Origin of the sequence: Corynebacterium sp. KPL2830 (genome assembly GCF_040225635.1) — a bacterium.
Lineage (GTDB): Bacteria > Actinomycetota > Actinomycetes > Mycobacteriales > Mycobacteriaceae > Corynebacterium.
On record NZ_JBEHFR010000016.1, the window covers coordinates 51,976 to 64,937 of the forward strand.

12 protein-coding genes are annotated in these 12,962 nt (G+C 62.9%); 4 read left to right on the top strand and 8 right to left on the bottom strand.

Features of this window, described 5'->3' with window-relative positions; translation table 11 throughout:
- Positions 1-46: 46 nt before the first annotated feature.
- The 6 genes from trpS to ABRP87_RS07080 are packed head-to-tail and all read right to left on the bottom strand — an operon-like array spanning position 47 to position 4,956.
- On the bottom strand, positions 47-1,078 hold the full coding sequence (gene trpS, locus ABRP87_RS07055) for a tryptophan--tRNA ligase (protein WP_239270103.1): 1,032 nt from the start codon (positions 1,076-1,078) through the stop codon (positions 47-49).
- A gap of 11 nt (positions 1,079-1,089) precedes the next feature.
- Entirely contained in the window at positions 1,090-1,569 is a 480-nt protein-coding gene (locus ABRP87_RS07060; RefSeq protein ID WP_005281515.1) for a DinB family protein, read from the bottom strand.
- Between the two features lie 15 nt (positions 1,570-1,584).
- A complete protein-coding gene (locus ABRP87_RS07065) occupies positions 1,585-1,776 on the bottom strand; it encodes a hypothetical protein (RefSeq protein ID WP_239270105.1) in 192 nt (63 codons plus the stop codon).
- Between the two features lie 50 nt (positions 1,777-1,826).
- Entirely contained in the window at positions 1,827-2,774 is a 948-nt protein-coding gene (locus ABRP87_RS07070) for a trimeric intracellular cation channel family protein (RefSeq protein ID WP_284771952.1), read from the bottom strand.
- The gene (locus tag ABRP87_RS07075) at positions 2,774-3,667 is read right to left on the bottom strand and encodes an exodeoxyribonuclease III (RefSeq protein ID WP_284771951.1); all 894 of its coding nucleotides are present in this window, start codon (positions 3,665-3,667) and stop codon (positions 2,774-2,776) included. The genes ABRP87_RS07070 and ABRP87_RS07075 overlap by 1 nt, the downstream gene beginning before the upstream one ends.
- Positions 3,668-3,702: 35 nt before the next feature.
- Positions 3,703-4,956, bottom strand: coding sequence for an MFS transporter (locus tag ABRP87_RS07080; RefSeq protein ID WP_284771950.1), 1,254 nt, complete (start codon positions 4,954-4,956; stop codon positions 3,703-3,705).
- A 191-nt stretch (positions 4,957-5,147) separates the two neighbouring features.
- On the opposite strand from ABRP87_RS07080, the gene ABRP87_RS07085 reads away from it, so the two are divergent.
- From ABRP87_RS07085 to ABRP87_RS07095, 3 genes are all read left to right on the top strand, one after another.
- Positions 5,148-7,361, top strand: coding sequence for an NADP-dependent isocitrate dehydrogenase (locus ABRP87_RS07085; RefSeq protein ID WP_349868185.1), 2,214 nt, complete (start codon positions 5,148-5,150; stop codon positions 7,359-7,361).
- 200 nt (positions 7,362-7,561) lie between these two features.
- Complete coding sequence (locus ABRP87_RS07090) at positions 7,562-8,986, top strand: PepSY-associated TM helix domain-containing protein (protein WP_349868186.1); 1,425 nt, start codon at positions 7,562-7,564, stop codon at positions 8,984-8,986.
- A 55-nt stretch (positions 8,987-9,041) separates the two neighbouring features.
- Positions 9,042-11,093, top strand: coding sequence for a M3 family metallopeptidase (locus ABRP87_RS07095; RefSeq protein WP_349868187.1), 2,052 nt, complete (start codon positions 9,042-9,044; stop codon positions 11,091-11,093).
- Here ABRP87_RS07095 and pdxT read toward each other — a convergent pair.
- Together pdxT and pdxS are read right to left on the bottom strand one after the other, a co-directional pair.
- The gene (pdxT, locus tag ABRP87_RS07100; RefSeq protein ID WP_349868188.1) at positions 11,090-11,698 is read right to left on the bottom strand and encodes a pyridoxal 5'-phosphate synthase glutaminase subunit PdxT; all 609 of its coding nucleotides are present in this window, start codon (positions 11,696-11,698) and stop codon (positions 11,090-11,092) included. The genes ABRP87_RS07095 and pdxT overlap by 4 nt on opposite strands.
- A gap of 10 nt (positions 11,699-11,708) precedes the next feature.
- Positions 11,709-12,596, bottom strand: coding sequence for a pyridoxal 5'-phosphate synthase lyase subunit PdxS (pdxS, locus tag ABRP87_RS07105; RefSeq protein ID WP_126318381.1), 888 nt, complete (start codon positions 12,594-12,596; stop codon positions 11,709-11,711).
- An 81-nt stretch (positions 12,597-12,677) separates the two neighbouring features.
- On the opposite strand from pdxS, the gene ABRP87_RS07110 reads away from it, so the two are divergent.
- A partial coding sequence (locus ABRP87_RS07110) for a GntR family transcriptional regulator (RefSeq protein WP_349868189.1) occupies positions 12,678-12,962 on the top strand: 285 nt, incomplete at its 3' end.

Below are 12,962 nucleotides of genomic sequence, written 5' to 3' on the forward strand. Positions count from 1 at the left end.
GCAAACACCCACTTGTCCCTCGGTGGGGTGGGTTAAGGGGTACCTACTACCTGCGCGGGCGAGGAAGGAAGCCGACTTTTTCATAGACGGCATCGACAAGCGGCTGCGCTACTTCCTGTGCGGTCTGGGCACCGCGCTCCAAGATGCGCTCCAGCTCGCCACGATCCGCCATGAGCTCGTCATAGCGCTGCTTGAGCGGCGTGGTGAAGGCCTCGAGCGCCTCCGCGGTATCCACCTTCAGGTGCCCGTAGCCCTTACCGGCGTACTTTTCCACCAAGGAGTCGATGGACTCGCCGGTCAGCGCAGACTGGATGACCAGCAGGTTCGATACGCCCGGCTGGTTTTCCCGGTCGAAGGCGACCGAGCCCAGGTCATCGGTCACGGCGGACTTAATGCGCTTGGCAGAGGTCTTCGGGGCATCGAGCAGGTTGACCAGGCCCTTCGGATTCGGGCCGGACTTGGACATCTTGGACGTCGGGTCCTGCAGGTCATAGATCTTCGCCGCGCCCTCTGGAATGAACGGCTCTGGCACGTGGAAGGTCTCGCCGTATTTATTGTTGAAGCGCTCGGCCAGATTGCGGGTGAGCTCCAAGTGCTGACGCTGGTCCTCGCCCACTGGCACGTAATCCGGCGAGTACAGCAGGATATCGGCCGCCATCAGGATGGGGTAGGTAAAAAGACCCACCGAGGTGCGATCGGCGCCGCGCTTGGCGGATTTATCCTTGAACTGCGTCATGCGGGAGGCCTCACCGAAGCCGGTCAGGCACTGGAATACCCAGGTCAGCTCCGCATGGGCGGGCACGTGGGACTGGACGAAGAGGGTGGATTTCTCCGGGTCGATGCCCAGCGCGATGAGCTGTGCCGCACCGGCCATGGTGCGGTTGCGCAGCTCCTCCGGATTCTGTTCCACGGTAATCGCGTGCAGATCCGGGATGAAGTAAAAGGCATCGTAGCCTTCCTGCAGATCGATCCACTGCTTGAGCGCTCCCAAGTAATTTCCCAAGTGATAGGAATCAGCGGTGGGCTGAATGCCGGAAAGTACGCGGGATGCAGAATTAGATGCAGTGGAATCAGTCATGTCAGGTAATGTTACTCCGTCATTTTTGCTTGTTGATTGGCCGCCCCAAGATGCTGCGCGGCATCATCAAAAATCGAGACCAGCCGGACACCGCGGGTAACGTGCGGCGTCCACGAGGTGTCGATCACGTCATCGAGGTTGTCATCCTCCAGCGAGGTCACATACGCCTTGACCTGCTCCAATGCTTCCTGGGTATAGCTGCGGAGCTTGCCGATGTCCTGCGTGGTCACCGCACGCGCTTCCTCCGCCGATTGGCCATAACCCATGGCGTCCGGCAGGTCGAGGTCGTAGCGCTGCCACAGCTCTTCTTCCCCGGTCAGTTGCGCAAGCTGCAGGTCTGCCATGCGGCCGGTGTGCCATAGCAGCCACGTGATCGAGTTCGGGTGATCACCAAAGTGCGCATTGGCGGTCTCGTTGCTCAACTCCGGCAATGCGGCGAGCGCATCGAGCGGGCGCTGCGCCATGTCCGTGAGCAGATCGATAGCCCTCATCGCCAGACCGTGCCCTTAGACCTTGCGGGAGGTGGGGCTGACGATGTCCATGAAGATGGCGAAACCGGTCACCATGAAGGCACCGCCGACGCCCATGAGAACGATGGGGCCAAGGAAGGCGAAGGACGGTCCGACAGTAGTCCACCACCAGATGCTCAAGGCGAGGATTACGGCGCCAAGGACAAAAGGAATAATTGCGCGAGCCATGAACTTTCTCCGTTGCAGATTTCGAAATTTTTAACGTGTTTATACTAGCACTACTGCTTGTGCTTGGGGGTCCTTTGCCTGCCCACATCCTCCTTGTTGAAGGTCCATTGCTGCTGCGCATCCACTCCCCTCGCCCCAGGTGAGTGCTTGCCGCTGGGGCGGGTAATGGATGAGCGGGCGGTCGGCCGTGCAATCCGGTTGTTATTTAGCTCCTCGAGGCTGAGCGGGGAGGAAAAATCGCTTGCGTTGCGCTTGCTGCGGCCCAGCGGCCGGGTAATCGGGCTGGCGTAGCGGGTGGCCGCGCCCGCCTTCCGCTTTGCACGGCGGGCACCATCGCGCACGATGCGCGCCGATAGCCGCAGGCGCGGATCCATCTGTTGCTCACCATCGCGGTATTCAAAGACGGGCAGGCCCGTCTTGAAGTAGATAGCCGCAAGGCGCGCAGCGAAGCAGACCAAGGCGGTAATGATCGCCGTGGGTTCCTCCGATAGCCCGGCGCGCAGGAGAATCATGTAGAGTCCGGCCGCGAGGATCGAGATGGCCGCGTAAAATTCGCCAGAAAATACCAGCGGAATGCGGTCTGAGAGCAGATCACGCAACACGCCGCCGAAGACGCCGGAGATGACCGCGGATACCGAGGCGATGATGAAGCCGTAGCCCAAGTGCGCGGCAATCTGGGTGCCCAGCACGGAAAAGACCGCCAGCCCCAAGGCATCGAGGATGAGGAAGAGGTAGCGGAAATAGTGCATGAGGAAGGACATGCCCACCGTGACGATGGCGGCGGCGATGACGATGACCAGATAGATGGGGTGCTCCACCCAGGTCAGCGGCGGATCCGCGAGCACGATATCGCGGACGGTGCCGCCGCCTAGCGCCGTGATGGAGGCGATCATCGTCACGCCGAAGAGATCGAGCTTCTGCCGTCCGGCCGATAGCGCAGCGGTCATGGACTCGGCGGTAATACCAATGACGTACAGGACGCTAAATAGCGGCGACATCAGGCGTATTCCACCAGGAGCGGCGAGTGATCGGACCAGCGCTGCTCCACGGTCGGGGCCTTATCCACCCAGGTGCGCTGCGCGCGATCGAGCAGCGGCTGAGTTGCGGCTTGGTAGTCGATGCGCCAGCCCGCATCGTTATTGAAGGCCTGGCCGCGGTAGGTCCACCAGGTATAGGGCCCATCGGCCTCTGGGTGGAGCCGACGCGCCACGTCGAACCACTGCGGCGCGGTGGACGGCTCCCACGGCGTGGTGCCCGCGTAGTCCACGACGCCGAGCCACTCACCCAAGTTCTTTTTCTCCTGCGGCGTCTCATCCGGGAAGCTGCCGAAGACGTGGTCCAAAAAGGCGCGCTCTTCTGGCAGGTGGCCGGCCTTCTTCTCGTTGGCCTTATTATTCTTCAAATCCTGGGCGCGGTGGCAGATATTCCAGTCGCCGCCGATGACCATGTCCTTATCGGCGTTTTCTGCCAGCACGGAATCGAATTCATCCAAGAAGCGGTATTTTTCATCCAGCTTCGGCGAATCGGTATCGCCGGAGGGCAGATACAGCGAGGCCACGCGGATATCGCGGGTGGTAGCGGCAATCCAGCGGCCGGCGTCGGTGAAGGAACCGAAACCGATTTCGACATCGGCAAGCGGCGTGCGAGAGAGGATGCCTACTCCGGCGCGGCCCTTGGCGGCGGCATCGGCAAGCTCCAAGTGCCAGCCCGCCTCCAGGGCTGGTGCCAGGGCCTTTCTGGCTTGGTCCGGGGTGGCGCGGACCTCTTGCATCAGCACGATATCGGCCGGGGTCTGTTCCAACCAGGCATTCATGCCGGGGTTATTCTCATTGCGCTGCTTGCACGCGGCGCGGATTCCGTTGACGTTGACGCTAGCGATGGTAAGGCTCATAGTGCTCCAGAATATAGGCGTGTGCGGTGGTAGTTCTAGCCGCGATTGGCAAGGCGTTTTTTATCCCACATTGTTATCGCCCACACAACGCAACCCGCGGCCGCCAAGCCGGCGCCCGCCAGCGCCGGAGCAGAGTAACCCAAGCCCGCGCCGACGACGATGCCGCCGATGGTCGCACCGGCCGCGTTCGCGATATTGAGCGCGGACTGGTTGAGCGCTGCGGATAAGGTTTGGGCATCGCCCGCCACGTGGACCAAGCGTAGCTGCAGGGATGGCACCAGCGTGGAGCCCATAAACGCCACCATGCCAAAGCAAATGGTGGCCGGGATGGCGTGGCTGGACAGGAAGTAGAAGGCCGTGAGGATGATGATCAGGCTGGCCAAGGCGAAAATGATCCCGAATTCGAGGTTGCGGTCCGCCAACCAGCCGCCAAAGGCATTGCCAATCGTCATGCCAATGCCGTAGGCCATGAGCACGACCCAAATCAATCTATCGCTCAGGCCCGCGACCTCGGTCATGGTCCAGGAAATATACGTGTAGACGGAGAACATGCCGCCGAAACCCACCACGCCCATGATGACGGTGAGCCACACCTGGCTGTTTTTAAAGGCGCCGAACTCGGTGCGGATATCGGTCTGTTTCATCTCCGTCATGTGCGGCATGAGGAAGAACAGGGCCACGGCGGTAATAAGGCCGATGACCACGACCACCAGGTAGGCCGCGTGCCAGCCCAGCGCGGAACCCAAGGCCTGTGCCGCGGGCACGCCGATGACCGTGGCGATGGCAAGGCCCATGCCCACAAAAGCCATGGCCTTGCCGCGCCCGCCGGGAGGGGCCATCGATGCCGCAGACAGGTTGGCCACGGAGAAATACGCACCGTGGGGCATGCCGGCGATGAAGCGTGCCACCATGAGCACCCAGTAATTCGGCGCGAGGACCGAGAGCAGGTTGCCCACCACCAAAAAGCCGATGAGCAAGAGGATGAGGCGGCGGCGCGGGAGCTTGCCGGTAAACGCCGCAATCAGCGGCGCGCCGACCACCACGCCGAGCGCGTAGGTAGTAATCAGCGTGGAGGCGGTATCTTCAGAAACCCCGAAGTCCTCCGCGATCAGCGGCAGCAGGCCCATCGAGACGAACTCGGTGGTACCGATAGCAAACGCGCCTAGGGCCATCGCCACCATGACGATGGTGCGGCGCGCGGTAGAAATCTCCGTCTGGCGGGGCAAAGGCCGACGGTGAATGCGGTGTTCGTGGGCGCTGCGCGGGCTTAACTGATCGATAATTTTCACGAGGGGCGACAATACACCCCACCTGCGCATAAAGCATGTTCAGGGCGTGGACAGGTGAAGAGATTTACCCAGCGCATGGCCCCGTGACCGATGCCACCCAGCCCCAGAATGTACCGAGCGCTCCACATGGAGCGGACAAAATCGGTAATCTGGTCACCTGAAGAAATTTTCCCACATTTAATAGGAGAATCATGGCTAAGATTACGTGGACCCGTACCGATGAGGCGCCGCTTCTGGCGACCTACTCCCTCAAGCCCATCGTGGAGGCCTTCGCTTCCACCGCGGGCATTGACGTAGAAACCCGCGATATTTCCCTGGCTGCCCGCATCGCCGCGCAGTTCCCGGAGCGCCTCACCGAGGAGCAGAAGGTGGAAGACGCCCTGGCTGAGCTGGGCAAGATGGCCAAGACCCCAGAGGCTAATATCATCAAGCTGCCGAATATCTCGGCTTCCCTGGTGCAGCTGAAGAAGGCCATCGCCGAGCTGCAAGCCGCCGGCTACGATCTGCCTGATTACCCGGATAACCCGTCCACCGACGAGGAAAAGGACATCGCGGCCCGCTACGATTCCGTCAAGGGCTCCGCCGTTAACCCTGTCCTGCGTGAGGGCAATTCCGACCGCCGCGCGCCGGAGGCCGTAAAGAACTTTGTTAAGAAGCACCCGCACCGCATGGGTGAATGGTCCAAGGATTCCAAGACCAACGTCGCCACCATGGACGATAACGACTTCCGCCACAACGAGAAGTCCGTCATCATCCCTGAGGAAGACACCCTGTCCATCGTGCTGAAGACCGCCGACGGCGAGCAGACCCTGCTGCCGGAACTGCCGGTTCTTAAGGACGAGGTCATTGACGGCACCTTCATGTCCGCCAAGGCCCTCGATGAGTTCCTGCTCCAGCAGGTCAAGCGCGCCAAGGAAGAGGGCGTGCTCTTTTCCACCCACCTGAAGGCCACCATGATGAAGGTCTCTGACCCCATCCTCTTCGGCCACGTCGTGCGCACCTACTTCGCCGATGTCTTTGATCAGTACGGTGACGAGCTCATCTCCGCCGGCCTGAACGGCGAGAACGGCTTGGGCTCCATCCTGGAGGGCCTGGACAAGCTCGACAATGGCGAGGAGATCAAGGCTGCTTTCGACTCCGCGCTTGCCGATGGCCCCGATCTCGCCATGGTCAACTCCCACAAGGGCATCACCAACCTGCACGTGCCTTCCGATGTCATCATTGACGCCTCCATGCCGGCAATGATCCGCACCTCCGGCCACATGTGGAATAAGAACGACGAGGAGCAGGACACCCTCGCCGTCATCCCGGATTCCTCCTACGCCGGTGTGTACCAGGCCGTCATCGAGGACTGCAAGAAAAACGGCGCCTTTGACCCCACCACCATGGGTACCGTTCCGAACGTCGGCCTGATGGCCAAGAAGGCCGAGGAGTACGGCTCCCACAACAAGACCTTCAAGGTGCCGGCAGCCGGCACCGTTGAGGTCCGCAACTCCAAGGGCGAGGTGCTCATCGAGCACGACGTCGAGGCCGGCGATATCTGGCGCGCCTGCCAGACCAAGGACGAGCCAATCCAGGATTGGGTCAAGCTCGCCGTTAACCGCGCCCGCCTGTCCGGCATGAAGACCATCTTCTGGCTCGACCCAGAGCGCGGCCACGACCGCAATATCAAGTCCCTGGTGGAGAAGTACCTTAAGGACCACGACACCGAGGGCCTGGACATCTCCATCGAGGATCCAGTAACCGCTACCAAGACCTCCATCGAGCGCATCCGCCGCGGCGAGGACACCATCTCCGTGACCGGTAACGTGCTGCGTGACTACAACACGGACCTCTTCCCCATCCTCGAGCTGGGCACCTCCGCAAAGATGCTGTCCGTGGTTCCACTGATGGCAGGCGGCGGCCTCTTCGAGACCGGTGCCGGCGGCTCCGCCCCGAAGCACGTCCAGCAGGTGCAGGAAGAAAACCACCTGCGCTGGGATTCCCTCGGTGAGTTCCTAGCGTTGGCCGAGTCCTTCCGCCACGAGAACCAGACCAACGGCAACGAAAAGGCCGGCGTGCTGGCCACCACCCTGGACAAGGCCACCGAGCGCTTGCTCAATGAGGGCAAGTCCCCATCCCGCAAGGTGGGCGAGAACGACAACCGCGGTTCCCACTTCTTCCTGGCCACCTTCTGGGCCGAGGAGCTGGCTAACCAGACCGAGGATGCCGATCTCGCGGCCTCCTTCAAGGACGTCGCCTCCGAGCTTTCCGGCAAGGCCGATGAGATCTCCCAGGCTCTTATCGATGCCCAGGGTGAGCCCGCCGACCTCGGCGGCTACTACTGGCCCAACGACGAGAAGACCTCCGCTGTCATGCGCCCCGTCGCACAGTTCAACGAGATCATCGATGGCCTGAAGAAGTAAGAGCTTTCTTCACCAGCTAGATTTCACCGCGCGTTCCCTTTGCAGGGCGCGCGGTGTCGTCGTTTTCGCCCCCCTCGTTTTCACACAACTGAAAAAATTTTTCACCTTCCGGGAACCAGGGTTGCCTAAGTTCCGACTATTAGTGCAGTTGATATCAGCACCCATGCAACTGACCACTAAGCACGAAAGAGAACTATTTTATGAGTCGGACGACTCTGCGTTCCTTCATCCAACGCATACACTTTTACGGCGGCATGTTCGTCGGCCCCTTCATCCTGATCGCGGCATTGACCGGCTGCCTCTATGCACTGGCGCCCACCCTGGAAAAGTTTGCTTACCACGACGTCATGACCGTCGAGGAAGTAAATAACCCGGTAAGCCTGGAGGACCAAATCAGCGCTGCCCAGAAGGAGCACCCGGATATGCCGGTCTCCCAGGTGTGGCCGGCAGAATCGGCGACGGACTCCACGCGCGTGCTGGTGGCGGATCCGGGCATCGACGAGAGCCTGCAGCGCACCGTGTTTATTAATCCGGCCGATGGCAAGGTCATTGGTGACTACCCCACCTATTCTGGCCTGGGCGAAATGCCGCTGCGCCGCTGGATCTCCTCGCTGCATGAAAGCTTCCACCTGGGCCAGCCGGGCGAGCTCTATTCCGAGCTAGCCGCCTCCTGGCTGTGGGTCCTAGCCTGCGGTGGCCTTTACATGTGGTGGATTCGCCGCCGGCCCAAGAAAGCTGCCGCACCGCTGAAGAACCAGCCGCAGCGCTCCAAGCGCTGGAAGGCCACCCGCCTGCACTCCACGATGGGCGCTTGGATTTTCATCGGGCTCATTGGCCTGTCTGCCACCGGCATCACCTGGTCCCAGCTGGCCGGCGGGAACGTCAATTCCGTGGTGGAGAAGTTGAACTGGAAGGCCACGCCGGTAGAAACCGCGCTTACCACCGATTCCTCCGCCGATGCCGCACACGATGCCCACGCCGGGCACGAAGGCCACGGCGCCCACGGCGCTCACGGTGGGGATGCGGAAGCTGCGGGCGAGGCACCGGAGCCGGCGGTCATCGCCGAGCAGGCCGAGCGCGTCTATGCCACCGGCCGCGCAGAAGGCCTAACCGGCCCGCTACGCCTGTACGCCCCGGAAGACACCGACTCGGGGTGGAAGGCCAGCGAGCGCTGGGTCGAGTGGCGCTATACCTCCGATGAGGTTTCCGTCGACGGTTCCACCGGCGAGGTCATCGACCGCCTGCCTTTCTCCGAACTGCCGCTATTTAGCAAGCTCAGCAGCTGGGGAATCTACCTGCACATGGGCATTATGTTTGGCCTGCCGCTGCAGATTGCCCTGTTCGCCCTCGGCCTCGCCATCGCCGCCATGGTGGTTCTGGGCTACTACATGTGGTGGAAGCGCCGGCCGCAATTTGCCCCTGGCTCCAAGCGGCACTTCTCCTGGGCCACCACCGGCCTGGGCGCGCTCTTTGCCGCAACTATCGGTGTATTTATGCCGCTTTTGGGCATTACCCTTGCCGCATTCCTCGTACTAGACATCATCTTGATGAATACCGGAAAGCGAAAGACCACGCCGTCGAAGAAGGAGAAGGATGAAGACGCGGAGCTAGTACCGGTGGGCTAGCCTTCTCAGTGAAAGCCATCACAGAGGGTGAGGTTAATGGGTACATTGGTCATTTATGACTAATCCATTACTCCACCCTTCATCGTTGCCCTACCAACTCCCGCCGTTTGCGGAGATTAAGGTCGAGCACTACCGCCCCGCCTTCGACGAAGCGCTCGCGCGCCACGACGCCGAGCTCACCGCCATTACCGAAAACACCGCCGCCCCCACCTGGGAAAACACCGTGGAGGCCCTCGAGCGATCCGGCCAAGACCTCGACCGCGTGATGTCGGTCTTTGGCAATCTTTCTGGCACGGACGTCACCGATGAGATGGAAGAGATCGCCGCCGATATCTATCCGCGCCTTTCCGCCCACTACGATGCGATGTACCAGGACGAAAAGCTCTACCAGCGCATCAAGGACGCCACCCCGCCCGCCGGCGATGAGGAGGGTACTCGCCTGCACGAACACCTGCTGCGCACCTTCGCACGCCAGGGAGCGGATCTCGATGCCGCCGGCAAGGCCCGCCTCTCCGATATCAACCAGCGCCTCTCCGCCCTATCTGAGGAATTCGGCCGCAATCTCATGGCCTCCACGCGCGAGCGCGCCGTCGAGTTCACGGAAGAAGAGCTCGAAGGCCTGCCGCCAGAGCGCATCGCCTCGGCCAAGGCGGATGCCAAGGCCCTGGGCCGCGAAGGCTACGTCATCCCGCTCGAGCTGCCTACCGTGCAATCGGAGCAGTCCCGCTTGGCTCAGGAGGGGGCGCGGAGAAAGCTCTATGCGGCATCGGCAAGCAGGGGCTCCGAAAACAACATTCCAGGGCTTATCGAGGCCGTCCAACTGCGCGCCGAGCGCGCCGAGCTGCTGGGCTATGCCTCCCACGCCGATTACGTCATCGCAGAAGAAACCGCAGGCAACGCCGAAGCCGCGCGCGACATGCTCGCAGACCTCGCCCCCGCTGCCGCGGCCAATGCCGCCGGCGAACACAAGCTATTAGCCGAGGAAGCCACGCTCAACGAGCAAGACTTCCACGCCGCCGACTGGCCCTACTGGGAATCCAAGGTCCGCGCCCGCGACTTCTCGCTCGACGAGGAAGAGCTGCGCCAGTACTTCCCCCTAGACAACGTCCTTACCCAGGGCGTATTCGCCGCCGCCGAGCGCCTGTACGGCATTACCGTTATCCCGCGCGAGGACCTAGAGGGCTATGCCGAGGGCGTGCGCGTGTGGGAGGTGTTCGACAAGGATGTCGAACACGAAGAACAGGGCGAACACGGAGATAAGGGAATCGGCCTGCTGCTCACGGATTACTTCGGCCGCCCCACCAAGCGCGGTGGTGCGTGGATGAGCCAGTTCGTGGGCCAATCGGGCCTGCTGGAACGCAAGCCGGTCATCGTCAACGTGCTGGGCATTACCAAGCCCGCCGATGGTTCCCAGCCCCTGCTGAGTCTGGACGAGGTGCACACCCTCTTCCACGAATTCGGCCATGCCTTGCATGGGCTGCTTTCCGATGTCCACTACCCCACCTTCGCCGGCACCAACGTCCCGCGCGACTGGGTGGAGTTCCCCTCGCAGATCAATGAGAACTGGGCGCTAGATAAGACTCTGGTCAAGCAGTATGCGCGCCACGTCGATACCGGCGAGCCGATCCCCGATGAGCTGCTCGATGCCGTGACCGCCGCTTCCGAATTTGGCCAGGGTTTTGCCACCTCGGAGTACTTGGCGGCCTCCATTATCGATTTGGCGTGGCATTCGCTCAGCGCCAAGGACGCCGCAGCGCTGGAAGCCACCCCGGAGGCCGTGGACGCATTCGAGGAGGAGGCCCTGCGCGCGGTGGGCCTGGATAACCCGCACATCGCTCCGCGGTACCACTCGACGTACTTCAACCACATCTTCGCCGGCGGCTACTCCGCGGGCTACTACTCCTACCTGTGGGCGGAGGCGCTCGATGCCGATGGTTTTGAGTGGTTCAAGGAGCAAAGCGATCTGCGCGCCGCCGGGCAGAAGTTCCGGGACCTCATCCTCTCCCGCGGCGCCTCCCGCGATTTCGGTGCGGCCTACCGCGACTTCCGCGGGCGCGATAAGGACGTCGCGCCGCTGCTCAAGCGCCGCGGCCTATCCGGCGCCTAGCGGATACTGTCCAGCCAGGCGGCGTGCACGCGCGCCTCATCATTTTCTTCCGGGTGAAAGCTCAAAGCGGTGACGCCGCCGTGGCGCACGCCCACGACCGCTTCCTCCGCGCCGTCGCGCGGCACAGTCGCGATGACCTCCACGCCCTCGCCCACACGGGTGACCAGCGGGGCGCGGATAAAGCTGGCCTCGATGGGCAGCGTTTCTTCCCCGACCACAACCGGCACAGTGCGCTCGGCGGAAAAGCGCTGGTTGCCAAAGGCATTGCGCCGCACGGTGATATCGAGCAGCCCCAGGGTCTGCTGACCCGGCGAGGGGTTATCCAGCTCGCGGGCGCAATAAATCAGCCCGGCGCAGGTGGCGAGCACGGGAAGGCCGTGGTCCACGGCCGCGCGCAGCGGACCTGCCACGCCGAAGGTGCGGGCGAGCTTGTCGATGACACTCGACTCCCCGCCCGGGATCACCAGCCCATCCAGCCCCTCAAGGTCGCGCGGCACGCGCACCCGGCGCGTGTCCGCCCCTAGGCCTTCGAGGATGCGCAGGTGCTCTTCCACGCCGCCTTGCAGCGCGAGCACCCCGATCGTGGCGCTAGCTTCTTGTGGCATCACCACGCGATTACCAGCCGCGCTCGGCTAGGCGGTGCGGTGCCGGCACATCGCCGACATTGATGCCGACCATGGCCTCGCCCAGGCCGCGGGAGAGCTTGGCGAGCTCGGCGGGGTCATCGTAAAGCGTGGCGGCCTTCACGATGGCCTCCGCGCGCGCCGACGGGTTACCGGATTTGAAGATGCCGGAGCCCACGAAGACGCCTTCGGCGCCCATCTGGCGGACGAGGGCGGCATCGGCAGGCGTGGCCACGCCGCCGGCAACAAAGAGGACGACCGGCAGCTTGCCGGTCTCCGCAACCTCTGCAACCAGGTCGTACGGTGCCTGGAGTTCCTTGGCAGCGACGTACAGCTCGTCGCGGTCGAGGTGCTGCAGGCGGGCGATTTCCGCGCGAATGGTGCGCAGGTGCTTGACGGCCTCGGAGACATCGCCGGTGCCGGCCTCGCCCTTGGATCGAATCATGGCCGCACCCTCGGTAATACGGCGCAGGGCCTCGCCCAGGTTGGTGGCGCCGCACACGAATGGCACATCGAAGTCCCACTTATTGATGTGGTTGACGTAATCGGCGGGGCTGAGCACCTCGGACTCGTCGATGAAGTCCACGCCGAGCTCGCCCAGAATCTGCGCCTCGACGAAGTGGCCAATGCGCGCCTTCGCCATCACGGGGATGGATACGGCGTCGACGATGCCCTCGATAAGCTCCGGATCGGACATGCGGGCCACGCCGCCCTGGGCGCGGATATCGGCAGGCACGCGCTCAAGTGCCATGACGGCGCTCGCGCCCGCATCCTCGGCGATGCGCGCCTGTTCCGGGGTCACGACGTCCATGATGACGCCGCCCTTGAGCATGTCAGCTAGTCCACGTTTCACGCGCGTGGTCGCAATGTTTTCGGTCATGCGCTCTATACTGCCCTGCCGAAGTGGTACAAGTAAAGAACCATTTCCCGCGTGTTGGGTTGTACCACTTATACTGTGTTTATGCCCCTGCGCCTCGACCCCGCCGATACGCGCGCCCTGCCGGTCCAAATCGCCGCCGCCGTGCGCGCCGATGTCACCTCCGGCGCCCTGCTGCCCGGCGAGCCCGTCCCCTCCACGCGCGCGCTGGCCACCCAGCTCGGCGTCTCCCGCGGCAGCGTCGTTACCGCGTATGAGCAGCTCACCGCCGAGGGCTACCTCAGCGCTGAGGTTGGTTCCGGCACCGTCATCAATCCCCGCCTGCCCCACAGCCCGCCACCGCGCCCCGAGCCCGCGCCGCAGCCCGCT

Excerpts from the sequence above, each read along its gene's own strand:
- ABRP87_RS07095 (WP_349868187.1), top strand. The coding sequence starts at position 9,042 with ATGACTAATCCATTACTCCACCCTTCATCGTTGCCCTACCAACTCCCG.
- pdxT (WP_349868188.1), bottom strand. The coding sequence starts at position 11,698 with ATGCCACAAGAAGCTAGCGCCACGATCGGGGTGCTCGCGCTGCAAGGC.
- ABRP87_RS07090 (WP_349868186.1), top strand. The coding sequence starts at position 7,562 with ATGAGTCGGACGACTCTGCGTTCCTTCATCCAACGCATACACTTTTAC.
- ABRP87_RS07070 (WP_284771952.1), bottom strand. The coding sequence starts at position 2,774 with ATGTCGCCGCTATTTAGCGTCCTGTACGTCATTGGTATTACCGCCGAG.
- ABRP87_RS07075 (WP_284771951.1), bottom strand. The coding sequence starts at position 3,667 with ATGAGCCTTACCATCGCTAGCGTCAACGTCAACGGAATCCGCGCCGCG.
- pdxS (WP_126318381.1), bottom strand. The coding sequence starts at position 12,596 with ATGACCGAAAACATTGCGACCACGCGCGTGAAACGTGGACTAGCTGAC.
- ABRP87_RS07085 (WP_349868185.1), top strand. The coding sequence starts at position 5,148 with ATGGCTAAGATTACGTGGACCCGTACCGATGAGGCGCCGCTTCTGGCG.
- ABRP87_RS07060 (WP_005281515.1), bottom strand. The coding sequence starts at position 1,569 with ATGAGGGCTATCGATCTGCTCACGGACATGGCGCAGCGCCCGCTCGAT.
- ABRP87_RS07065 (WP_239270105.1), bottom strand. The coding sequence starts at position 1,776 with ATGGCTCGCGCAATTATTCCTTTTGTCCTTGGCGCCGTAATCCTCGCC.
- trpS (WP_239270103.1), bottom strand. The coding sequence starts at position 1,078 with ATGACTGATTCCACTGCATCTAATTCTGCATCCCGCGTACTTTCCGGC.